This is a genomic window from Vibrio tasmaniensis (assembly GCF_024347635.1).
Classification (GTDB): Bacteria; Pseudomonadota; Gammaproteobacteria; order Enterobacterales; family Vibrionaceae; genus Vibrio; species Vibrio tasmaniensis.
On the sequence record NZ_AP025511.1, the window covers coordinates 538153 to 562424 of the forward strand.

The window sequence follows — 24272 nt, forward strand, 5'->3', positions numbered from 1 at the left end:
GGAAGAGTCGGCTAGAAGATATAGAGGAAACGCCTCCTGCTTGATCACTGGCAAGGCAATCAAGCATGAGGCGACTATAGAATTTACGAAGATCTTAGCTCGCGGCTTGTTCCCAATCAGTCAGTAACTTCATGATTACACGAGAGTCTTGGTGAGTCGCCATTGGCGCTACAAGTTGTGTGTCACCTCGCTCAACTGCTTGGCAAATATTACGCACTTGATAGTGGAAACCGTCGCCTTGCGCTTCAACTTTCACTTCACGTGTCGATGTTTCATAAACCTCAACCGAGAACGAGTTTTCTTCGGTCGGTAGCCATGGATTTGTGTCGAGAGTGATACAGCCTTTGCTACCTAAAATCGTGAAGCCATGCTTTAAACCGTGGTCTTCTGCGGTATGGATTTGCGCGGTAAAACTGTCATTGAAGCGCATCATCGCCGATGATTCACAGATATTGCCATCTTGGCCTCGTCGACCGATTGCTGAGATCTGCACCTCATCAAACACACTCTCACCAAACTGTTGTAGTGCGACAGAGTGAATCAGAGACATTGGGTAACACCCCAAGTTGTACAGTGCGCCTTTGCTCGCAGGGTTCACGAACTGGTCAATCGCCGCAACATAAGATCCTTGAATTGATCGCACTTCGCCAATCTCACCGGTTGCCAACTCTTGATGAAGCTTGGCGATAAGCGGGTGGTTTAGATACATCAAACCTTCTGCGAAGAATACACCTGCTTCTTTCACCGCTTGCAGAGCTTGTTCGGTTTTTTCCATATCAACCGATAACGATTTTTCACACAAAATCGCTTTGCCTTTTTGAGCCGCTTTAATCACGTATTCGTGGTGAACATGGTTAGGTAGAGCGATGTAGATAATGTCGACCGACTCATCTTCAATCAAAGCTTCATAGCTGTTGAAGGTTCGCGTTGGCTGGTACTGCGCCGCAAACTCATTAAGTGTTTTCTCTGTGCGTCCAGCGACGGCATACAGCTCGCTTTGAGCATCGCCTGTGATCGCATCGGCCATTACGCCTGAGATGAAGCTGGTTCCTAGAATTCCCCATTTCATGGCTTAGATCTCCTGCTCTTGTGTTTTGATAGGTCCACGTTGGGTTTCAAATGCTTGTACTAATTCCGTTATATCACGCTCAATAAACGCTTGCGTATGAGGCATCACAAAGTGCTGATTGATCGCCTCGCGGTTTGCATATTGCTCAAGCAAAATCACGCGATCGCTTTGGTTTTGATCATAGGTTGCAATTGCTTGTAGGCAGCCCGGCTCACTCTGCATGTCTAAACAAAACAGTTCGATGGCTTCAATCGCAGCATCACGTTCAATGTTTGCTTTTATCTTAAGTTCGGCAGTAACAAAGATGGTTTCATTCATTTGAGGCATTTCACGCTCTTATTTTAGTTAATTATCGGTTTGCCATTAATATAATTAACCCCTAATAATTGATAAACTCACCTTTTGTTTATTGTTTATCAACCAAGAGTGTTTAATGGATAAGTTAACCAGCATGAAGGTCTTCGTTTACGTGGTCGAGCAAGGCAGTTTTCGCAGTGCCGCAAACCACTTCAACCTGTCGGCAACCATGATCAGTAAACATGTCCACCATCTTGAAACGAGCCTCAACTCTCAACTGATTCATCGCACCACACGTAAGCAGTCTTTAACCGATTCAGGTCAGCTTTATTATCGAGAATGTAAACGAATCCTCGAAGACATCAGCAACGCTGAAAACCTGATTCAAACCTTGGAAAACCAACCTCAAGGTACGGTAAAAATAAACTGCCCGGTCACTTATGGAAACAAGGTGCTTGCCCCGATTGTGGCGAAGTTCCTCGCGAATCACCCAACGATTAACATCGAACTCGTGTTGAACAACGATCTTGTTGATCCTTACTCTTCTGATATTGATTTGATGGTGCGAATCGGTGATCTGTCTGACTCAAGTTTAGTCGCCAGATACTTAGGGGATTATGAGATGTGTTACTGCGCGGCTCCTGAGTACCTTAACCAACATGCAGAGATCCGCGTGTTGGAAGATCTCGCACAGCACCCATCGCTTGGCTTCAGTTATAGCAGTCGTCGTGACGTGAGTGGCCGTGATGCTCAACTACGCAATACCCAAAACAGTGAGTCGCAATTTCTAGCCCCTCAGAACCACCAAGCAACGCACAGCGCGGTGAATAAAGGGCAAGTACGTTTGATGTCGAACAATGGGGATGTATTGCGATATGCAGCCCTGCAAGGTGTAGGTGTGTTGTTACAGCCGACTATCTTAGTCGCAGAAGAAATTGAGCGTGGTGCGCTATTAGAAATTCTACCCAGCATGGCACCATTACCTAAGCCGATTCACTTACTCTACAAAACCAAGCAACTGTCTTTGAAGAACAGAACCTTTGTCGAGTTCTTGTTAGCCGATCTTGCTGAGTAACTAGGGTCGTCTACGTAATTAGGGGGGTTGCAGCAACGATGAACACTAAACCGTTTGCCAATGACTAATCAAACGCTTACCAAGGTCAGAGGGCGTGGTGTTATGGACGACCATCTCATCACATTGGTTGAACACCATGAAGTGTTTAAGCTCATCGCATAGGGCATGAACGAATGATTCATGGTTTTTGATTCGCTCTTCCACAACCACGTTACGAATATTAAGTAGGCCGATCTTCCTGTCGACCTTGCAATCCATTCGTGCCACCAGCTCCCCTTGCCACAAAATCGGCAAACTGAAATAACCAAACTGGCGCTTGGCTTCAGGAACATAGCACTCGAGAAGATAGTCAAAATTAAACAATGATTGCATTCGCTTACGTTGAATCAACAGGTTATCGAACGGAGACAGTATCTTTAACTGGGTTCTAGAAAGAGGCTGACTCAACAGTTCAAACGCATTGGGCAACACATAATAGTCAGAACCTTGAACATCCACTTTCACGACTTGTTTGTCTTCAAGCATCTGTTGGAGTGTTTTCTGAATCAGTGGTTTAATGTTCTTGAGTAGATAGCTCATCTCCGGTGCTATTCCCATACCATTGGCTTCTAAATAACGCGTGATCAGATGCTCAATGTACTCTTGTTCCGTTGGTTCAGAGGTATCAATACCACTCGGCAAAACTCGTTCGGTTAGGTCATACACCTTATGGAAATTCACTCGGCTCGGCACCATTAAGTCACCTTGCATAAACAAGGTATCTAGCGCCTGTTTGGCAGGTTTACCGCCCCATCCGCCGGGGTTTGGTCTACCCCCTTCAAAGTCTTTCGCCATCAATGGCCCTTCGCTCTCAATACGTTCGAGAACATGTGCCATAAGGGCGTCGTCTTTTTTATACCAATGCTTGAGCTTACCGCTCGCAAAGCCATTCTTTCGATGCAGGCTGAAGCGGTAGTCGCGCATGGGTAAATACGCGGCTGCATGCGACCAATACTCAAACACTTCTCGACGCTCTAACAGCTTATCAAGATGATTCAGTTGGTAGTCTTGATTACGATTCCAAAGCGTGTGGTGGTGAGCTCGCTGAATCACAGAGATGGTATCAATTTGCACATAGCCAAGGTTTTCAATCGCAGACAGCGTGTTCGCCAAAGTGCCCCCATTGCGTTGCTTTTTAGGTGGTAACTTCTTAGGCGGCAGCTTTTGCGAAAGCAATACCAGTTTTTGCGCTTGAGCGAGTGACAGTGATTCCATGTAATTCAGACTCTAATTGATACCAATAATCGGCTTATGATTCAGCAATAAGTTCTTGAAGAATTTGCTTGTACGTTTCGACCGTCTGCGCACCAGTGACCGCACTCTTGCGGTTGAATACCACGGTAGGAACCGCTGAGATTCCCATGCGTTGCCATTCAAACTCTTGCGCTTCAATTTGCTTCAAGTTATCGATGTTCTTTAGGCGCTTCAGTGCCTTCGTTGAGTCTAGCCCAACCGCTTCAAGTTCTTGTGCGATAACCTCAAGATCGGACAGATCTTTTTGCTCTGTGAAGTGAGCCGTAAAAAAGCGTAGCTTTAACTCAGTCTGTTTACCGTGCGCTAGAGCAAAATCGAGAAGCACATGTAGATGACGGGAATTAACCATTCTCATGCTGTCATAGAAATTGAAATCAAAACCAACCGCTTTGCCACGCGCCGCAAGCTGTTCGCGTGAACTTTGACTCTCTTCTGCGCTAGAGCCGTATTTTCTCATGATGTGGTCACGCAGGTTTTCGCCTTCTTGCGGCATATCAGGGTTAAGCTCAAACGGCTGCCATTCAAGTTCAATTTGCTCTGCTAAGCCAAGTTCTGAAACGGCTTGCTCTAAGTTTTTGTAGCCGACCACGCACCATGGGCACATTACGTCAGAAATAATATCAAGTTGAAGTTTCTTGCTCATCGTCATTCCAAATGCTCATTGATAAGGCATGTCTGCAGCAAAAGCAGGCATCCAATTTATCTTCAGACTACAACAACCTGAACAATCGTTCAAATTTAACTAAATTCAACATTAACGAACAAAAAAAGCCAACTCATTTTCACGAGTTGGCTTTGATAAAAATCGAATCGAGCTTAAGAGCGTTACGCTAGCAACTTCTCAAGTACTTGGAACACACCCGCGTCAACGTTACTTGGCGCGCCAAAACGCGCAATATCTTTCAGCTTAGGATGGGCATTTTCCATCGCGTAAGAGTGGTAGCTCTCTTTAAGCATTTCCAAGTCATTGAGGTAGTCACCAAAGCTCATGGTCTGCTCGTAAGTGAAACCTAATGTGTTTTGTAGATGCTTAATCGCCGCACCTTTTGACGCTTCAGCGTTCATCACATCCAACCAAATTTTTGCACTCACAACCACTTGGTAGTTCTCACCGAATTTGGCATCAATAGTTGGGTTCACTTTCTCTTGTGAACCATCGAAGTGACAGATAGCCACCTTGATGAAATCGTCTTCTACCGCCAGTAAGTCTTCCACTTGCTCTCGGCGATGGTAGTACTTCGAGATCTCCGCCAGAGCACGCTCATCTTTGGTTTCGATGTACGCTGATTTCTTACCACAAAGCACAACGTGTGCACCTTCAATGGCACGCGCTTCTTTAATGATCTCTTTGATGGCATCAGTATCAAGCAAGCAGCTGTAGAGCTCCTGGCCTTTATGCATCACCAATGTGCCGTTTTCAGCAACGAACATCATGCGATCTTTTAGCGGGGAAAAGGTTTCCATCAAGCTGTAGTACTGTCGACCCGACGCCGCAGCAAAAATGATGTCTTGAGCTTCTAGTCGCTCATAAAGATTGAAGAATTCAGGGTCTAACTTTCCGTGTTCATTAAGCAGAGTGCCGTCCATATCAGCAGCGATAAATTTGATGTTCTGTTGTGGCATTTCAGGGCTTACCTATAGTAATACCAATCGTAGTAAATAACTGTTCATCCTAGCTGGTTAAAATACTCGATAACTGCGTTAGAATTTTTGATTGTAGAATAACTACTTATCAAAACTTCTTGTCGAAAAGAGCCGCCTTGTTCTCAAGTCTTTTTCCTGCGCTATTTCTGATCATTTACTTACTGTGATTGGTATGAAAATTAAATAGCAAATTATGATTTTTCGTTATCTTGTGTAACGGTTCTGCCTTCGATTATATCGCTAGAATAGCCAATGAGTGCAATGCTTTTCGGTCGATTTCTTTGTTTAAATCTAAGATCTTGTTTATGCGCAATAAGAAGGTAAAAACAGATAAAAATCGAATATCAAGCTTAACTAAAAACACTGTTCTGAGATGCCAATTTAAGCCGACTTTTAAATTTCGCATTGACCAATAAAAGAAATAGGCCTACCATTAATCGTCTTTTAACGATTATGGAAAGCGAAACATCAATATGAACGAAACTTGCTCTACAACTGGTGGCTGTGCTCTGCCAATCGGACATGGTGATGTCGAAGCTGAAAAGCAAATGGCAACTCTAGCGAAAGCGCTCGCTCACCCGGCAAGAGTTCGTATATTGAGTATCCTTTCAACGTTAGAAAAATCGGGCGGCTGTTTGAACAGTGACTTGGTGAGTGAATTGGGTTTGGCTCAATCAACAGTATCAGAGCACCTAAGAATCTTAAAAACCTCAGGCTTCATCACTGCTGAGTCGATACCACCTAAGATGTGCTATCGCATTAACCGAGATAATATTCAGCAATTTGAATCGCTTATCGACACCATTTTAAAATAGATTAACCACGCTTAGTTTGTCGAACACAATAAACTAAGCGTATTTTTTTTCTTTAAATATCGCCTTTCGACGATTAACGATACCAACCAAAGAGATAATATAATGAAACCAAAATTAGGTTTTCTCGATCGCTACTTAACGCTGTGGATCTTCATCGCCATGGGCATTGGTGTACTGCTTGGCACCTTGTTCCCACAGATCGAGCAGTGGAACGAATCAATGTCTGTTGGCACAACCAACATTCCACTGGCAATTGGCCTTATCTTAATGATGTACCCACCTCTGGCTAAGGTTAACTACAACCTGCTAGGCACCGTGGTAAAAGATAAGAAAGCGATCAAACTATCTTTGATCATGAACTGGCTTGTCGGCCCAATTCTGATGTTTGTGTTGGCGCTAACATTCTTAGGCGACCACCCAGGTTACATGGTGGGTGTGATTCTGATTGGTCTTGCTCGTTGTGTGGCAATGGTTCTAGTTTGGAACGACATCGGCGGCGGTAACAAAGAGTACGGCGCTGCATTGGTTGCTCTAAACAGTGCATTCCAAGTGGTGAGCTACAGCTTTATGGCGTGGCTATTCATCAGCGTGCTACCGCCTGTATTTGGTTACGAAGGCATGATGGTTGATATCTCGATGACCGATATTGCACACAGTGTACTTATCTACCTAGGCATCCCATTCCTAGCGGGTTTCTTAAGCCGTAAGATCCTAGTGTCGATGAAGGGTGAGCAGTGGTACAACGATGTGTTTATTCCTCGTATCTCACCAATCACATTGATTGCACTACTGGCAACGATCGTTCTGATGTTCAGCCTAAAAGGCGAGATGATTGTTGAGCTGCCAATGGACGTATTGTTAATTGCTGTTCCACTGACTATCTACTTCACAGCAATGTTCTTCATCAGCTTCTTCATTGGCAAGAAGATGGGCATTGAGTACGACAAGAACGCGTCAATCGCATTCACAGCGACAGGCAACAACTTCGAGCTAGCGATTGCAGTCGCTATCTCAGTATTCGGTATTAACTCAGACCAAGCGTTTGCAGGCGTTATCGGCCCACTGATTGAAGTACCCGTGCTGATTTACCTAGTGAACGTTGCGCTTAAAATGAAAGACAAGTACTACAACGGCCAAACCGTTAAATCTAGCATCTAGCATCTAGCATCTAGCAGAAGATTAGAAAAACTAAGGGCTTACCTTTCGGGGTAAGCCCTTTCATTTGTCTATCGCTTATCAAAGATTAGTCGAGTAAGGTTTTGAGATGCTCTTCCAACCACAGCAAACCTGGCCCTTTCATCGCTTTCTTGGAGATCACCAAATCGACAGGAGGCGACCATGTTTTATGGTCAAACGAGACGTTAATCTGGTTAAGCTTTCCCTGTTGAATCTCATGTTCCACCAAGTAACTTGGCAAGTATGCCCAGCCCACCGAGCTATGTACGATCATCTCCTTGATGGCAACAAAGCTGTTCGCCCACCACACCTTGCCCGCGACTACAGGAAAGTGGTCAATCACCTTACCTTTGTTGCCTCGTAGAATAAGCTGTCGATGAGAAATAAAGTCGGGCAACTTCGCAACCGACACTTCAGCTAAAGCATGACTTGGATGACACACAGCAACAAAAGGCAGATTCCCGATAAAGCACGGCTCTGAATCGGCATGAAAAGCGAGGTCAGTAAACATCAGGCCGATATCTGCGCGGTCTTGTGACACCAAGCGGTTCACATCGGTACTCGCCGCTGCCATTAACTCAATTTCTGTCGCTGGGAATGTTCGGCTGAACTTATCCAACACTTTGGGCAATGAAGGAAGTAACAAGGCATCGTCTAAAGCGATACGCAGTAGCCCTTCCTCTTGATTATTGATTGCATTGACCGATGAATTGAGATCTTCCACTTGCAGAATAATCGCTTTGACCTGCTTGAAAACCTGCTGACCTTGCGCCGTCAGCGTTGGCTTGCGTGTCGAACGGTCAAAAAGTTGAACATTAAAATCTATTTCAAGATTACTGATACCTTGGCTCACCGCCGATTGCACTTTTCCAAGTTGGCGAGCACTGGCAGAAAATGACCCTAATTCAACGGCATACACAAACATTTTTAGCTGTTCAATGTTGTACATTCGGTGTCTCCCAACACTTACCATCACCATATGTGATACTAACTATCTTTATATTATCACCTAGGAAGATATTATCTAGCCAAGTCATTAGCCCATCAGCGGCTATTTAATCGTAAAGAGAGTTAGAAAATGTCACATAAAGAACGCATGTTGCACATGGTGCTATTTGAATTGGTTGCTTTGGTTTTGATGGCAGGGCTTGCAACCTATATTACAGGAAACGGTGCAGGTGAAATGGCAGGCCTAGCGCTCGCTATGTCGCTGATAGCAATGGGTTGGAACTACATTTACAACTTTGGCTACGACAAAGTCTTCGGAGCTGACCGCAGTAAACGAACCAAGAAAACACGTATTCTGCATGGGTTAGGCTTTGAACTCGGCTTGATGACAGTGACTCTGCCTGTCTTGATGTGGGTTCTGCAACTCGACTTCCTAACCGTGCTGATCATGGACATCGGCCTAGTTATTTTCTTCGTACTTTACGCGATTGCGTTCAACTGGGCGTATGACTCGGTTCGAGACCAATTAGTTGCGAAAGGAAAGGTTGCAGAGCTGGTTTAGAACTGCAAGTTCGTAGCTTATAGCAAGAACAAATGCTCAAATTAAAACTGCCAAACTACAACATAGTTGGCAGTTTATTCATTTATGCATACAAGCCCGTAGGTTAACGCCCTTGTTACATAACAAGAACATCAAATCCCCCTTCCCAATAAAGTCTAATAATCCACCACCCACGAAGTAGCATCACAAATCCAAACATAAACTCCTCGTACCAGTTGTGCATCCGTTTACATACAGGTAGTTTTATCGACCTCGAAACACATCCATTCGAACAATGACGTTCATGCGAGCGTCTTTTCCGAGCAAAAGTGTTCGGATTAACATTTCAAGTGACTTTAATTAACAATTTTATGCTCAAACGCTCACTTTTGATGTTCGTTTATTTTCGAGTTCGCAAATCTATGCACAATACACGTGCTAGATAAGCAAAACTAACAAGGACTCGAACATGACAACAAACAAACACCCTTCTTTATTTGGGCAATGCTTGGCTGAATTTATCGGTACAGGATTACTCATATTCTTTGGCGTTGGCTGTGTGGCCGCTCTGGTATTAACTGGTGCGACATTCGGACAATGGGAAATCAGCATCATCTGGGGCTTCGGTGTTGCAATTGCAATTTACTGCACTGCCGGCGTTTCAGGCGCACACATCAACCCAGCCGTGACGATTGCACTGGCCATGTTCCATGGCTTTGATAAAGCAAAAGTGGTGCCTTACATCATTTCGCAACTGCTTGGCGCCTTCTGCTCTGCAGCATTGGTTTACAGCCTGTACAGCAACCTATTTACTGACTACGAAATCGCACATAACTTCGTTCGTAGCAGCCAAGACGCACTATCAACTGCTGGTATCTTCTCGACTTACCCACATGCTTCACTCTCTTTCTTCGGCGCTTTTGCTGTGGAATTCGTGATTACTGCAGTGTTGATGTTTGCCATTTTAGCGTTAGGTGATGAGAACAACGGCGCATCTCGCGGTGCAATGAACCCTTTACTGATCGGTATTCTTATCGCGGTAATTGGTGGTTCTTTAGGTCCACTTACTGGCTTTGCAATGAACCCTGCTCGTGACTTCGGACCAAAACTGTTCGCTTACTTTGCAGGTTGGGATTTCGCACTAAGCGGTGCTCGTGATATCCCTTACTTCATCGTTCCAATTCTTGCTCCAATTGCTGGTGCGTGTTTTGGTGGTTGGTTGTACCCACGTGTTATTGGTGCTTACCTACCCGTAGAAGGCCAAGGCTGCACAATTCCAAACCAATGTGAAACAGAAGAAGAAGCTGAACAAGCTCAAGCTTAATTTCTAAGCGACCCTACATTTACTAAAATATAAATAACAAAAGAAAAAGGATTCTTACCATGACCGAGCAAAAATACATTGTTGCCCTAGACCAAGGCACCACAAGCTCTCGCGCTGTAATCCTCGACCACGATGCAAACATCGTTAGCTCTTCTCAAAGAGAATTTACTCAGATTTATCCAAAAGCCGGTTGGGTTGAGCATGACCCAATGGAAATCTGGGCGACTCAAAGCTCTACATTGGTTGAAGCTCTTGCTAAAGCAGGCATTCGCAGCGATGAGCTTGCAGGTATTGGTATCACTAACCAACGTGAAACCACCATTGTTTGGAACAAAGAGACAGGCAAGCCTGTTTATAACGCAATCGTATGGCAGTGTCGTCGTACAGCAGACATCTGTGAAGACCTTAAAGCGCGTGGCCTAGAAGACTACGTACGTGACAATACAGGCTTAGTCCTTGACCCGTATTTCTCAGGTACCAAAGTAAAATGGATTCTAGACAACGTTGAAGGCGCTCGCGAAGACGCTGAAGCTGGCAAACTGTTGTTCGGTACGGTTGATACTTGGTTAGTTTGGAAAATGACTCAAGGACGTGTACACGTTACTGATTACACCAACGCGTCACGTACTATGTTGTTCAACATCAACGACCTATGCTGGGATCAGAAGCTACTTGATGAAATGGGCATTCCAGCAATCATGATGCCTGAAGTGAAACGCTCTTCAGAGGTATACGGTCAAACGAACCTGGGTGGTAAAGGCGGTACGCGTATCCCAATCGCGGGTATTGCGGGTGACCAACAAGCTGCACTTTACGGTCAAATGTGTGTAGAAGCAGGCCAAGCGAAGAATACTTACGGCACGGGTTGTTTCCTTCTAATGAACACTGGCCAAGAGAAAGTAACCTCGAAAAACGGTCTACTAACAACACTGGCATGTGGCCCTAAAGGCGAACCTGCATACGCACTTGAAGGCGCGGTGTTCATGGGTGGCGCATCAATCCAATGGCTACGTGATGAAATGAAGCTGCTGGCTGGCGCAGAAGACTCTGAGTACTTCGCAACCAAAGTAGACTCTTCAAACGGTGTTTACGTAGTCCCTGCGTTTACTGGTTTAGGCGCACCATACTGGGATGCTTACGCTCGCGGTACGATTGTCGGCCTAACTCGTGGTGTTAACTCTAACCACATCATCCGTGCAACGTTGGAAGGCATTGCTTACCAAACCCGTGACGTACTAGACGCGATGCAAGCTGACTCAGGCATCAAGCTAGCGAACCTACGTGTTGATGGCGGCGCAGTAGCGAATAACTTCCTAATGCAATTCCAATCAGACGTACTTGATACTGAAGTTCACCGCCCTGAAGTAACAGAAGTAACCGCTCTGGGTGCCGCTTACCTTGCCGGCCTAGCGGTTGGTTTCTGGGACAGCATTGATGAGCTTCAAGACAAAGCCGTACTTGACCGCACATTCATGCCGCACCACGACGAAGAGAAGCGTAGCCGCCGTTACAAAGGTTGGAAACGTGCTATCAAGTGTGCACAGGTTTGGTCTGAACTGCACGATGACGACGAAGAGTAATCTAAGCGTGAGTTAACAGAGGCGCGCGAATAATCACTTTTTCGTCGACTAGATTGTTCGAACCTCAGTAAACGAAACTAAAAAGAGCACTATTTTGTGCTCTTTTTTGCGTTTGAGGCTCAAATCCCTCGTTTTGAGCAGCGTTTTTGCGGTTTAGACATGATTCCTTACCATCATTACTTCTCTCTTTTCATCAATTCGAGCACAATAGCGCAAGTTGATATTTTCGAATTTGGCACGCTAGAACCTATGGCGAGCAGGGAGTGGAAAGTTAAGTGAAGCAGATACCAAGACACCAGCAGATTGTAGACCTGGTAAAAACACAAGGATATGTGAGTACCGAAGAGCTCGTTGAAAAGTTCGATGTCAGCCCACAAACCATCAGACGAGACCTAAACGAACTTGCCGATAGCAACAAAATTCGTCGCTATCATGGTGGTGCAACCATTCCTTTAAGCTCAGAGAACACCTCGTATAACACGCGTAAAGCGCTTAATTTCAACGAAAAAGACGTGATCGCCGACGAATTGGTTAAACACATCCCAGATGGTGCAACCCTATTCGTTGATATCGGCACCACGCCAGAATCGGTTGCTCGCGCACTCAACAAAAATCACAAACAATTACGAGTTGTCACCAACAACATTAACGTTGCCAGCATTCTTCTACCGAACCCAGAGATCAAGGTTATCTTGGCGGGTGGCGAAGTGAGAAACCGTGATGGCGGTATAGTTGGCGAAGCGACACTCGATTTCGTGAAGCAGTTCCGCCTCGATTTCGGCATCTTAGGCATCAGCGGCATCGACTTTGATGGCTCATTGCTCGATTTTGACTATCACGAAGTTCGAGTGAAACAAGCCATCATCGAAAACAGTCGCAGTATTTTCTTAGCTGTCGACCATACTAAGTTTGGTCGTAATGCGATGGTTAAGCTCGGTAATATCTCTCAGGCACACATGGTGTTTACTAATAAGCAGCCACCGGAAGAGATTCTCAATATCCTTAAAGATTCCGCAATACCGCTAGAAGTGATCGATACCGCTCGTCCTATGAGCGAATAAACCAAAACAACAGCTCAGTGACGGCACTTTCTTAAATGAATCTCGATTCTTTATAGAAAAGTTAAAAAAGTAAAACTTGCTCGCTTCCACTGTCGCTTCTATGCTCGAATTAGACTTATTTAAACCTCTGCTTTCATAAGCAGAGGTTTTTTTATGCGCAAATCACAGAAAACGCGCATAAACGAAAATAATAAATGACCGCAAACGAAAGTTCATATAGGATTCAATTATGTTCTAAAATGCTCGTTCGCTCAGAAAGAGGTCAAAATCATGAGTGCTCAACAAAACAATTCAAACAACAGTACATCTTCCACTTTAGACTTGATCGTGATTGGCGGCGGCATCAATGGTGCTGGCATTGCGGCAGATGCAGCAGGTCGTGGTTTAAACGTTGGCTTATACGAAGCAAATGATTTTGCCTCTGCGACATCTTCTGCAAGTTCAAAGCTTATCCACGGTGGCTTACGTTACCTTGAACACTACGAGTTTCGTTTGGTTTCGGAAGCACTGGCCGAGCGTGAAGTATTGCTAAGAAAAGCACCTCATGTTGCTCAACCGATGCGTTTCCGTTTACCTCATCGACCATTTTTACGCCCAGCTTGGATGATCCGCTGTGGCCTATTCCTTTACGATAACTTGGGTAAACGCACCACACTTCCTGGAAGTAAAACGGTAAACCTTGCGAAATCAGGCCTGCTGAAGCCAGAAATGAAGACAGGCTTCGAATACTCAGATTGCTGGGTTGATGATGCGCGAATGGTATTGCTCAACGTTTTGGCAGCAAAAGAAAACAACGCTGAAGTACGTAACTACTGCCGAGTTGAAAAAGCGCACCGTGAAGGTGATGTTTGGCATGTAACGATTCTTGATGTGATGACAAACCAACGCTTTGAACGCAAAGCAAAAGCACTTGTTAATGCTGCTGGCCCTTGGGTGAAACAGTTCTTCGATGATGGTTTAGAACAGGCTTCGCCTCGCAATATTCGTTTGATCAAAGGTTCACACATTGTTGTGCCGCGAATTCATGACGAACCACAAGCGTACATTCTACAAAACAAAGACAATCGCATTGTGTTCATGATCCCTTACCTAGATAAGTTCTCGATCATCGGCACTACCGACCTTGAATACAAAGGTGATCCGCGTGAAGTGGCTATCGACGATGTAGAAGTGGATTACCTGATTGATATCGTTAATCAGCACTTTGTTAAGCAACTTGGTCGTGAAGACGTAGTTTGGACATACAGTGGCGTAAGACCGCTTTGTGATGATGAATCTGACTCACCACAAGCGATCACTCGTGACTACACATTAGAATTGGACGCAGAGCTGGATCAAGCACCACTGCTTTCAATCTTCGGTGGCAAGTTAACCACTTACCGTAAACTAGGCGAAGCGGCACTTAAGAAGCTTGAGCCACACCTAACCAACATGGGTGCACCATGGACAGCGAACGACACGCTTCCAGGTGGTAACTTTAGTTGCAGCAGAGAGCAGCTTGCGAAGATGATCCACACTAAATACCCTTGGGCACCTGAAGCGTTGTTGCTTCGCTACGTGACTCAATTCGGTACTTACACATGGAAGCTACTAGAAGGGGCAACCTGCGAAGCTGACCTTGGCACCCAATTCTCAAGCGAAGCCCATGGCGTTTATCAAGTTGAAATCGATTACTTGATCAATGAAGAGATGGCGATGACTGACGAAGATATCTTGTGGCGCAGAACCAAGCTTGGTCTATACACGAGCGAGTCAGAGCAGCAAGCGGTGACTGATTACTTGAAAGAGAAACTACAAAGCAAAGTCGTGAGCTTTTCGCAAGTCGGCTAATTCCACTAGCCTAGACATGCTTCAGAACATGATTAACAACCAAGCTTAGCGTCCCCCGCGCTAAGCTTTTTTATTGCCTGCTATTCCGCTCTGACTGAGACTTCGTTCGCACTTCCATTTTCAATAAAATCTAAATAGTGTTTTATTAATCCCGTTGATTATCAACTTCGTAAAAGGTTGCTATTCTTTATCTCAACGAAACAACACATTTAAAAACGCTCGCGATGTTAGCGCTTTAATAAGGAATCTATTCCATGCAAAAAGTCATTCTGATTACAGGCTCTACCGACGGTATCGGCTTCGAAACTGCAAAAGTACTCGTTCAACAAGGTCACCACGTTTTATTGCATGGACGTAACCCAAGCAAACTCAAAGACGTTGAGCAGCAGCTTGTGACTCTCTCTACGGAAGCAAAAATCCAAATCTACGTGGCAGACTTGTCTGTTTTGGCCGATGTGGATACGTTGGCTGACGAATTGATTGCTGAGCACGATAAGATTGATGTATTGATCAACAACGCGGGTGTGTTCAACACTCCAAACCCAATCACTAAAGACGGGTTAGATGTTCGTTTTGCTGTGAACACAGTGTCACCGTATCACCTAACCAAGCGTCTGCTGCCAGTGCTAGGCTCATCTAGCCGCGTGGTTAACCTATCTTCAGCAGCGCAAGCCGCAGTGAGCATCGAAGCGCTAGAAGGCAAGAAGCCAATGTCTGATGGCGATGCTTACGCCCAAAGCAAGCTTGCGATCACCATGTGGACTCGTGAAATGGCAAAAGAGCTAGGTTCTACAGGCCCTATGGTTGTTGCGGTAAACCCAGCTTCGCTGCTAGGCAGTAAAATGGTGAAAGACGCGTACGGCATTGCAGGCGGCGACCTAAGCATTGGTTCTGACATTCTTGTTCGCGCATCATTGTCTGACGAGTTCGCACAAGCGGGCGGTCAATACTTTGATAACGACAACAACACCTTTGCTAACCCACACCCAGATGCAATTTACGGTGATAAATCACAACAAGTTGTCGCTAAAATTGATGAAATCATTACGAAAATCTTGTCATAGAGAAACCTAAGCCTATCCTTTTAAGCTTAGGCAATCGCGATACTAAAAAACTCGGCACTGTGTAAGGTAGAACTTTGTTAATGCAGAGCCTTGCCGTAAATCTATTTTTGACCCAACAATACCGTGGGTTTTAATTTATCTATATTGTTGAGTCAAAAACAAAAAAACTCCCGAAGGAGTTTAATTATTTAAAACCATAGCACCTCGATTAACTAATCGGATAAACGAGCATGCAGTGCGTCTTTAAGTACAGAACGATCATGTTTCATTTGGTGCATCGAACCGTCATCAATGGGTGAATCTTTCAGCTCTAGTTTACGAATCTCTTTATCAAGGTTGTCGTATGTCTTCATATCTGCTGCAAAGCCATCGTCAGTTTTAGCAAGCTCAGCAATTTTGTCTTTCATTTCAGGAAATTCGTGAACAAGAGAGTGATTTTCACCTAGCATAGAAACCTCTTAAGTTGAGTAAAGTGATTGGTAGTACACATTCATTATTTACCTTAGCAAGGGACTCAAATAACAAATGAGATCCAGTACACAGCCTAGAATATAGACAATTCAGATTCACAAATTTACAACACGAGTCGGTTGGGGTACGTTGTTTTACATAGAAGAAAGCCGGACCTACCGCTAAAGCCTTGCTTAATGAAAAAAGTATCGCTTCATTAGTCAACGAACCTATGTTTACAAAAAGCAGAACTTCAATTTCTCAAAGTTCAGCTTTCTAAGTTCGTTATTGTTTACGCTCTGCGCTTTTTCACTCATTGGCGATTTAAATGCTCACTTAATCGAGCCTTTTTTAACCTTGGTAAACGGTGTCGATTTCCACTTGTCTGTTATGACCTCTTCACCGGGCGTGTACATACGTAACACTGAATACCATTGATGATCGGGGATAGGTAAGAAGTTAGGATCATCTTCATGCCCTTTTACATCACTACTCATGTAAATGGTGTAACTGCCATCATCATTGGGCGTTAATGTTCTGTCTCCACGGGAGTGGCGGTTTAACTCGTTTTTCTCCATCAATCGGGTTTCACCACTGTAAGCCGTGTATGACCAAAAGCCACCCTGCTCTAGCGGTGGCGCATCGAAAGTTACCGTGTAATCATATTTTCCGCCATCGAGCGCATCACCTTCACTATCAAAGAAGTCACCGCTATACATAGTGTGCTTTGCAGGCAGCCCCCATTGACCCATCAACGTACCGTAGGCGTGTTGAAAGCTTGCAACCTTGGTCATTTCTTCACGAGTGCCTAATACGTCACGTGAATCATCAAAGCCCGCATTAATGATTCGTTCCAGTCCGTCTTTTTTACCAGACTCGATCATACGAAGCTGCTCTGTCGTAAATGGATGATTGGCTTTGCCTAATTCAAAATCTCCTAAGCCAATGTACTCGAATTGTTCTAGCAGCTTTTGGTCATGCGTCTTCATTGTTCCTTCAGACAGGATGAAATTGGTTCGCTCGACCCAATTAGAGTCTTCAGGGTCTGGATACTCACGCTCAACAGGATCTGGTCCTTTCTGACCTAAGTATTCCGACAACGTCCTAATATTCCATTGATCCATTAACTTTTGAGCAGTTGCAGAATCGTCACCGCCAAGGTCCATGATTCGACCCATCATCTTGACCAGTGGGTGCTCAACATAGATGACTTGGTCGACACTCGCAGGAACTTCACCTTGCCATCCTTCTACCGCATACATGAAACTGCCGCCTTTTGTGCCTCGCTGTGGAGAGCCAAAAGCCGAGTCAGTAAAGTGCTGCATATTCATGGTATGGAACAACCAGTATCGATTTTCATCATGATCTGGAATCGTAATGATGACCGGCTCTGCAGCTAGGTCCATCCACCCCATCAAATGTAATGTGTCATTGTTAATCGTCGGATGCGCAGTGTAAGTGTCGTCAGCAAGTATTCGAATATTTTGGAATCGATTCAAAGGGTAGTCTTGCTCAACGACGGTTTTGTAAAAGTATTTGTAGGCTTCATCTATCGAGTAAGCATACTCATAGGCAAGTTGTGCTAGCTGCTGATTGTCCTTTTTGAGCGACGCTAAGTTCGCCATCTCGACCGGTAGAGTTTCCGTTTTTATCGTCATAGCTGTGTTTGTTACTAAAGCTGCGCTTGTCGCGTCCACTGATTGGCTCGCGAGTAGCGTAGACGGAAGTGCAACCATGAAAGCACAAGCCAGTGCTGTCGCAAGTCTATTTTTTTTCATCATTTAATGTCCTAACTAAAAGCGAGTACGGAAGGTGACCCAGGAGTTATTGTCAGTATCACCGCTAAAGATGATGATATTGTCACTATCAACCTTGTAACCTAGCTGCATTTCAGCAGAGAAATCTCGCGTGTTCTCACCATCCAACCCATAAGTGTATTGAGGGGCGAACTGAAGATAAAATTGATCAGCAAAGTCGTACTTTAGGTAGTTAACGCTGCTGATGATTTGAGTATCTTGAAACTGGTTGTTCTCTTCCCACATCCTTCCATATGTTAAGGCGCTATAAAGTTTAAATTTGTCACTCAACTTGAATGCTTGCATCACACCAAAAGAGGCGTAGTTCGATGTCAGGTCGTCGTTGGAAAAGTCGTGCCCAGCATCAACAAACAAGCCAGTGCCCGCTTTCTTGTTGGGTGTGAAGAATCGTGCTCGATAGTTTTCAAAGTTATTTTTGCCTTCTAGCTTACCCAATACCCCCCAATCGCCACGATTCACACCAAATTGAAAGGTGGCACCAAGTCCTTTATTGCCCGCAATAAGTTCACCTCCCGTATAAACGGCCATTGGGTCAGCCATGTCACTGGCAGGTTCTTCTTGGGCGGAAACGGAAAATGCAAAGGGGGTAAGCGCAAAAATAGAGAGTGTGAAAGCGGAAAAAATACCCGTGAATAGTCGTAACGGTTTCTTCATATTGTTGTCCGGTTGTAAGGTGTGCTTGTTACAGCACACCTTGCATTAGTCGTATTTGGCGTTAATCAGCAACCACTGATTTGTCTGCCATACCAATACCACCAGCCTTCTGTCTTGGTGGAAACGCTTCAAGAGACTTCTGATATTTCGCGGCTGCTTTGTGCAGTTTTGGTAATACCCAAGACTTCTCTTTCATCCATAAGAACCAACCTCGAGTATCAGGGCTACGCTCGTAAGGATCGGCCTTGATGTTAATCAGCATCCCTAGTGGCCACTCTTCAGGCGGCGCAATCCACTCCGTTTTGGTTTTTAGGTGCACTTTCCAGTCATCAACTCGGAAGGCATTCAAATCTTGCTCGTTGTAGAAGAAGAACTCATGACGTTGACTCGGCTCGCCTTTGGTCAACATATCCAGTTGGTTATAACCATCCAAGTGAACTTGATAACGCTCGCCGTTTAACTCTTTTCCATCAAGCAATTCTTGTTTAATGTCGCCTTCACCCACTGCAGCCATAATGGTTGGCACCCAATCTTCAGAAGTCATGAAGCCATCTGTGTATTCACCTTGAGGGATTTTATCTGGCCAGCTGACCAGCATAGGCACACGGAAGCCACCATCCCAAGTCGTACCCTTTTGTCCTCTGAATGAGGCAGAGCCGGAATCAGGCCAGTGATCTAGGTTTACGCCATTGTCAGATGTGAAGAGAATGATGGTGTTATCGATTTCGCCCAAATCTTCAAGCTTATCGAGCAGCACACCGATTTGGTCATCAAGTTCGATCAAGCCATCGTAGTAGGTGTTAATTTGGCTCGCGCCTTGGTACTCCGGACGAACGTGCGTTTTTTGGTGCATACGCGTTGGGTTGTACCACATGAAGTAAGGCTGTTCGTCTTTCTCGGCTTCATGATTATCAAGCCAGTTCATGGCAAAGTCTAAGAACTCACCATCGATTATCTGCATACGCTTCGCACCGAGCGTACCTTTGTCTTCAATAGTCTGTTTACCAACAACACCAAACCTAGGATCTTCTTTCATGTCCACCGTATCGGTTGCCACAGTGTGAAGCACATTACGAGGGCGACTTCTGAAATTCGGGTCTTTAGGAAACTCTGGCTGTTCTGGCATTTCCATCACGTTAAGGTGATAAAGGAAACCGAAGAATTCATCAAAGCCGTGCACTGTTGGAAGGTGGCTATTGTTGTCGCCTAAGTGACTTTTACCGACATGCACGGTCGCATAGCCTTTATCCTTCAACATTTCTGCTAAGGTTGGATCTTCTTTTTGAAGGCCAAGGGAAGAGCCCGGCTGACCGACAGACGTTAAGCCTGTGCGAAATGGATACTGACCCGTGATAAAGGCAGAACGACCTGCAGTAGAACTGCCTTGTGCGTAATAATCACTGACCATCATGCCGCGTTCGGCAATTCGGTCAATATTCGGTGTGTCCACCGCGCCTAAACCACGGTGGTAGGCAGACAGATCCGTTGGGCTCACATCATCGAGCATGATGGCAACCACATTGGGTTGACTCGCGGCATGTACGTTGACGCTCGCCAATACCGAGAGTGCCAAAGCGGATTTAACAAAAGACTTATACATTTATAACCCTCATTCACTATGAGTAAATCGCTGGAGTCACAACGAAAATTGTGTATGTCTCAGCGAACCGTTGTGAGGTAAATGGTATAAGAAAGACGCCCAAAATGGCTTGATAGCCACTATTACGATTTTTAATAATGGCTGCTAGAAGGGGGCGTTATTTAGATGGAATAGTAGAGTGACGTTAGGATTGAATGATCGACGTAATTTCTTTTTGAAGCCAATCCGTGAACGGGTTATTGCGGTTTGCTTGGTGAGTAAATAGGGCCAACTCTCGACGATAGGTGTCTTTCAACAGTTCCGGCGGTAGCTCAATACAGCGATAAGAGTGATCAAGCAAATAGCGGCATTTCGACGATGTCACATAGATGAAGTCGCTGTCCTTAACGATCTCCAGCATCAAATTCATATTGTTGCTTCTGAGCCCGATATGTTTATCTAAGTCGTATTTTTTAATCAACATTTCAGTCTTGGATGGCTGAATGTAACCAGGGATCATATTGATACAGAGTGGGTATTTCAGAATGTCCTCAAGGGAATTACCTTGAATTGGGTGATCAGCTCTTAGCACCAACATGAACTTATCAAAACCAACTGGCCGCTCAGTCAGCGTTTTATTCACATCCATAGGAAGATAGCTCACTCCCCAACACGTTCGATTGGTTTCTAGAGACTGCACGCCATTGTCTAACCAAGGTGAACATTGAAACGTGACTTGCGGGGCTTCTTTGGTCAGTTTTTTAATTAATGGCACACCCACTGGAACCAGCAAAGGAGAAGGCAGCATGATTTGAACCTCTCCTCTTAAATCTTCCAATCCCCACTCTTCACTAGGTATATAAAGATTGTCGAGTTGCTCTAGTAACAGAGGCAAGGTTTCGATGAGCTCTAAACATTTTGGGGTTGGTTCAAGCTTTGCTTTATCTCTAACAAACAATTCATCATCAAATTGCTCTCTTAGTTTACGAAGCATGACACTGATCGTCGGTTGACTCACGTTCAGCGCTTTTGCAGCAGTGACCGTTTGGCGAGTTTCATTGAGCACCAAAATAAGCCGCAGTAAATTTAGATCTTTGGTCATGCCCTACTCCAAGTGATTTAGAAAAGTGGAAAGTACGCTGGCGAATACCCTTTTTTCATCGCTTCTACCATTGGTAACAACTTAGGTAACGCATGACGAAAAAACATCTCATACCCTTGGCACAAGTGATTCATAGGACTGCCATCTTCGGTCGCTGCGATTCTATTTTTAGGGCAGCCACCTTGGCAAAGTTCAACAAAATCACAATGACGGCATGTATTGTTTAATTCATGATATTTGTTGGTACCAAACGCTATTTGTTTCGGTGAGGTCGCCATGCTTACAAGCTTATCACTCTTCACGGTTCCTAGTTGATGATCTTGATACCCATAATGGTCACAACTGTAAACATTACCGTCATGCTCAACCATTAACTGTTGACCACAAGTCGCACTGTGATGACACATTTGGCTTTGGTAGCCCATCAACACCATTAAACAGTTCTCAAAAAACTGGATATACACCTTACCGACATCATTGGCGCTCCACGCATCAAACAGATCACAAAGAAACTGCCCCCATTGCTCACCTGTTAGCGACCAATCGTGCCCTGTTCGTCTGTCCAATTCATGATCGATACAAGGCTGAAACTGCATATAACCACTGCCATTTTCAACCAAGAATTGATAGATCGTTTTGCCGTGTTTATAAGTTTTATTATTCACAACCGTTAACGTATTAAACTCGACATTGTGCTTTTTCAGATAAGACATCCCACGCATTGTGCGTTCAAAAGACGACTGACCATTTTTATCGATCCGAGCGATATCATTCAAAATGTTGGGCCCATCGATACTGATACCCATCATGAAATTGTGTTTAGCAAAGAAGCTGGCCCAGCGGTCGTTAATCATGGTTCCATTGGTCTGCATGGTATTTACGACGCGCTTTTTTGTAGCTTTGCTTACTTGTGCTTTCATTGCCGTTTCATAGAAATCGAGCCCTCTTAACATGGGCTCGCCACCATGCCAGATAAAGTCCACTTGCTGAGCTTTAACTGGCTGTGCGTCGATATGAGCACCAACAATTTGCTCCATCATGTCCAGAGACATTGAAGATCTTTTTTCGCCATCTTGCCTATTGAGGTAATAGCAGTAGCTACAATCCAGATTGCACTGAGCCCCTTCGGCTTTAATGAATAAGCTAAAAGGATGAGTTGATGTGTTCATATTGATTCCCGTACTTTTTTGCCAACATATCAACCGAAAATCAATCAAACAATAGCGCCCCATCCCCCCTATTTTCACACGTCGTAGACGCACCTCTCTAAGCTAAATAAAAACAATTTAAAACAATAACTTGGAGTGAGAACAAGGAGTATTAACATCCTTAATATCGGCTATTACACTCCTTAATCTCACTTGCTCATATGATAAATGCCTAATTCTGTTCCTACGATCTAAGGTGTTCCATGAGAAAGCTGCTCTATAAGAAAAGTGTACTGACCAGTTTAGTGTGTTCTTTGTCCAGTATTATCGCGATGCCATCCCTTGCCCAACAATCTATTAATCCTGAAGAAGAGCTCGCTTACAACTTAGGTGTTCAAGCGTTTATCTACGGTACGGGTCCATTAACCGTGGCGGCGGTTAGGCAAACAACCACATCGGTTGACGCGCCGATGGACAACGCCATGGCACCATTGAATGAGATGGGTAAGACACGCGTTCTATCTGGGCCTCAGGATAGAATTGTGCCTACTGTCAACAACGATACGCTCTACTCACAAGCTCACTACGATCTCGATTTGTCGGGCCCGATGGTGATAGATATTCCTCGCACCGATAACCGTTACTACATTGTTCAGTTATTGGATGCTTACTCTGATTCGATTGAAGATCTGCACGTCAAGAATGTCGGAGACCAAGGTTCAAAAGTGCTTTTGGTCAACAAAGGATGGTCTGGAGAAGTGCCAGAGGGAATTGATCGCGTCGTAGAATCTCGCACTCCTATGGTTTGGTTGATTCAACGAACGGGCGTGTTTAGCGAGCAAGATCTTAATGACGCACTGGTTACTCACGATAGATTCCTCAGCTACCCACTCGATCAACTCGGCGCAGAGCATGACATCGTCGAGCTTAAAGCTTCGACAGGTCGCATCCCACCTATGGCGAGGCCTGAAGGGTTAGAGTGGTATTCGCTAATTGACCGTGAACTACGTAAAAACCCGATTCCAGAAGATGCTGCCATCGTTGATCAATTCCAACAAATTGGTATTGGAGGATCGACCCCCTTTAACCCTGAAGCCCTATCTTCAGAGCAGAAAAAAGGACTAATGCGCGCAATTGAGTCTTCGCAACAGATCATTCAATACGCAGGTCGAAGCATCGGTGATGTCAATAATGGCTGGTCGATGATGTACGAGGGAGGCCGCTACGGAAATGACTACCTGAGCCGAGCGAGCATCAATATGCGTGCGGCTGGTTTGAATGTGCCAGAGCGAGCTCTTTATCCAAATCGATACACGGACTCGAATGGCGAGCAACTGTCGGGCGACAATCAATATCGAATGACCATGCCAGCCGATGCACCGGCAGAGGCCTTTTGGTCGTTGACCATGTATGACGCTAAAAACCTATTCATGGTTGAAAACTTCATTCAACGCTACTCCATCTCAACCAATCGTAAAGATGAACTGAAATACGCAGAAGACGGCACCTTGCCAATATGTATTCAATACGTAAAACCGTCCGATCCAACGTGTAACTGGCTACCAGCACCTCAAGGTGACTTCTATCTTCACATGCGCCTGTATGAGCCAACTCAAGCCGTTCTCGACAATGAATATCCACTGCCACAAGTTGAAAAACTCTAGCCTCAATTTGGTTAATTACGTCGATTAATCCAACTAAGGCAATTAAGTCGATCACGTCAATTGCCACGGCGTTCTTAGTGTCCGCTCGTGGCAATGACTTATCTCTCTAAGAGCATGGCTCGAACTACTAGAAACATCACC

General features: G+C 44.9%; 22 protein-coding genes. 10 read left to right on the forward strand and 12 right to left on the reverse strand.

What is annotated here, in order from left to right; genetic code table 11:
• Positions 1 to 94 precede the first annotated feature (94 nt).
• Both OCV44_RS16695 and OCV44_RS16700 read right to left on the reverse strand, forming a co-directional pair.
• The gene (locus OCV44_RS16695; protein WP_139683726.1) at positions 95 to 1069 is read right to left on the reverse strand and encodes a Gfo/Idh/MocA family protein; all 975 of its coding nucleotides are present in this window, start codon (positions 1067 to 1069) and stop codon (positions 95 to 97) included.
• Positions 1070 to 1072: 3 nt separating this feature from the next.
• The gene (locus OCV44_RS16700; RefSeq protein ID WP_139683725.1) at positions 1073 to 1396 is read right to left on the reverse strand and encodes a putative quinol monooxygenase; all 324 of its coding nucleotides are present in this window, start codon (positions 1394 to 1396) and stop codon (positions 1073 to 1075) included.
• 106 nt (positions 1397 to 1502) lie between these two features.
• Here OCV44_RS16700 and OCV44_RS16705 point away from each other — a divergent pair, with 106 nt between their 5' ends.
• A complete protein-coding gene (locus tag OCV44_RS16705) occupies positions 1503 to 2441 on the forward strand; it encodes a LysR substrate-binding domain-containing protein (RefSeq protein WP_139683724.1) in 939 nt (312 codons plus the stop codon).
• Positions 2442 to 2486: 45 nt separating this feature from the next.
• On the opposite strand, the gene OCV44_RS16710 is transcribed toward OCV44_RS16705, so the two are convergent.
• The 3 genes from OCV44_RS16710 to OCV44_RS16720 all read right to left on the reverse strand — a co-directional run bounded on the left by OCV44_RS16710 (position 2487) and on the right by OCV44_RS16720 (position 5357).
• Positions 2487 to 3695 (reverse strand): winged helix-turn-helix domain-containing protein, encoded by a 1209-nt coding sequence (locus OCV44_RS16710; RefSeq protein ID WP_139683723.1) that lies wholly within the window; start codon positions 3693 to 3695, stop codon positions 2487 to 2489.
• A gap of 34 nt (positions 3696 to 3729) precedes the next feature.
• Positions 3730 to 4377: a DsbA family oxidoreductase gene (locus OCV44_RS16715; RefSeq protein ID WP_139683722.1), complete on the reverse strand. Its 648-nt coding sequence runs from the start codon at positions 4375 to 4377 to the stop codon at positions 3730 to 3732.
• Between the two features lie 182 nt (positions 4378 to 4559).
• Positions 4560 to 5357 carry a Cof-type HAD-IIB family hydrolase gene (locus tag OCV44_RS16720; RefSeq protein ID WP_139683721.1) on the reverse strand — a complete coding sequence of 266 codons (798 nt, stop codon included), beginning with the start codon at positions 5355 to 5357 and terminating at the stop codon, positions 4560 to 4562.
• A 494-nt stretch (positions 5358 to 5851) separates the two neighbouring features.
• Between OCV44_RS16720 and OCV44_RS16725 the strand changes: the two genes are divergently transcribed.
• Positions 5852 to 6193 (forward strand): ArsR/SmtB family transcription factor, encoded by a 342-nt coding sequence (locus OCV44_RS16725; RefSeq protein WP_016794841.1) that lies wholly within the window; start codon positions 5852 to 5854, stop codon positions 6191 to 6193.
• Positions 6194 to 6295: 102 nt separating this feature from the next.
• The gene (arsB, locus tag OCV44_RS16730; protein WP_139683720.1) at positions 6296 to 7351 is read left to right on the forward strand and encodes an ACR3 family arsenite efflux transporter; all 1056 of its coding nucleotides are present in this window, start codon (positions 6296 to 6298) and stop codon (positions 7349 to 7351) included.
• Positions 7352 to 7436: 85 nt separating this feature from the next.
• Here the strand turns inward: arsB and OCV44_RS16735 are convergent, their stop codons facing one another.
• The gene (locus OCV44_RS16735; RefSeq protein ID WP_139683719.1) at positions 7437 to 8318 is read right to left on the reverse strand and encodes a LysR family transcriptional regulator; all 882 of its coding nucleotides are present in this window, start codon (positions 8316 to 8318) and stop codon (positions 7437 to 7439) included.
• Positions 8319 to 8447: 129 nt separating this feature from the next.
• Between OCV44_RS16735 and OCV44_RS16740 the strand changes: the two genes are divergently transcribed.
• From OCV44_RS16740 to OCV44_RS16765, 6 genes are all read left to right on the forward strand, one after another.
• A complete protein-coding gene (locus OCV44_RS16740) occupies positions 8448 to 8879 on the forward strand; it encodes a PACE efflux transporter (protein ID WP_139683718.1) in 432 nt (143 codons plus the stop codon).
• Between the two features lie 448 nt (positions 8880 to 9327).
• Positions 9328 to 10182: an MIP/aquaporin family protein gene (locus tag OCV44_RS16745; RefSeq protein ID WP_004732234.1), complete on the forward strand. Its 855-nt coding sequence runs from the start codon at positions 9328 to 9330 to the stop codon at positions 10180 to 10182.
• Positions 10183 to 10241: 59 nt separating this feature from the next.
• Positions 10242 to 11762, forward strand: a complete 1521-nt coding sequence (gene glpK, locus OCV44_RS16750) for a glycerol kinase GlpK (protein WP_139683717.1) — start codon at positions 10242 to 10244, stop codon at positions 11760 to 11762.
• A gap of 275 nt (positions 11763 to 12037) precedes the next feature.
• Entirely contained in the window at positions 12038 to 12823 is a 786-nt protein-coding gene (locus OCV44_RS16755; protein ID WP_017096306.1) for a DeoR/GlpR family transcriptional regulator, read from the forward strand.
• A gap of 270 nt (positions 12824 to 13093) precedes the next feature.
• Positions 13094 to 14653: a glycerol-3-phosphate dehydrogenase gene (gene glpD, locus OCV44_RS16760; protein WP_139683716.1), complete on the forward strand. Its 1560-nt coding sequence runs from the start codon at positions 13094 to 13096 to the stop codon at positions 14651 to 14653.
• Positions 14654 to 14907: 254 nt separating this feature from the next.
• Entirely contained in the window at positions 14908 to 15717 is an 810-nt protein-coding gene (locus tag OCV44_RS16765; protein WP_139683715.1) for an SDR family NAD(P)-dependent oxidoreductase, read from the forward strand.
• 212 nt (positions 15718 to 15929) lie between these two features.
• Here OCV44_RS16765 and OCV44_RS16770 read toward each other — a convergent pair whose 3' ends face one another.
• From OCV44_RS16770 to OCV44_RS16795, 6 genes are all read right to left on the reverse strand, one after another.
• On the reverse strand, positions 15930 to 16166 hold the full coding sequence (locus OCV44_RS16770; RefSeq protein ID WP_139683714.1) for a YdcH family protein: 237 nt from the start codon (positions 16164 to 16166) through the stop codon (positions 15930 to 15932).
• 333 nt (positions 16167 to 16499) lie between these two features.
• Positions 16500 to 17948, reverse strand: a complete 1449-nt coding sequence (locus tag OCV44_RS16775; RefSeq protein WP_139683713.1) for a DUF1254 domain-containing protein — start codon at positions 17946 to 17948, stop codon at positions 16500 to 16502.
• Positions 17949 to 17960: 12 nt separating this feature from the next.
• Positions 17961 to 18638 (reverse strand): hypothetical protein, encoded by a 678-nt coding sequence (locus tag OCV44_RS16780; RefSeq protein WP_139683712.1) that lies wholly within the window; start codon positions 18636 to 18638, stop codon positions 17961 to 17963.
• Positions 18639 to 18699: 61 nt separating this feature from the next.
• Entirely contained in the window at positions 18700 to 20238 is a 1539-nt protein-coding gene (locus OCV44_RS16785; protein WP_139683711.1) for a sulfatase-like hydrolase/transferase, read from the reverse strand.
• Between the two features lie 184 nt (positions 20239 to 20422).
• On the reverse strand, positions 20423 to 21319 hold the full coding sequence (locus OCV44_RS16790) for a LysR family transcriptional regulator (RefSeq protein WP_139683710.1): 897 nt from the start codon (positions 21317 to 21319) through the stop codon (positions 20423 to 20425).
• A 17-nt stretch (positions 21320 to 21336) separates the two neighbouring features.
• Complete coding sequence (locus tag OCV44_RS16795) at positions 21337 to 22488, reverse strand: anaerobic sulfatase maturase (RefSeq protein ID WP_139683709.1); 1152 nt, start codon at positions 22486 to 22488, stop codon at positions 21337 to 21339.
• A 242-nt stretch (positions 22489 to 22730) separates the two neighbouring features.
• On the opposite strand from OCV44_RS16795, the gene OCV44_RS16800 reads away from it, so the two are divergent.
• Entirely contained in the window at positions 22731 to 24131 is a 1401-nt protein-coding gene (locus OCV44_RS16800; protein WP_139683708.1) for a DUF1254 domain-containing protein, read from the forward strand.
• Positions 24132 to 24272 lie beyond the last annotated feature (141 nt).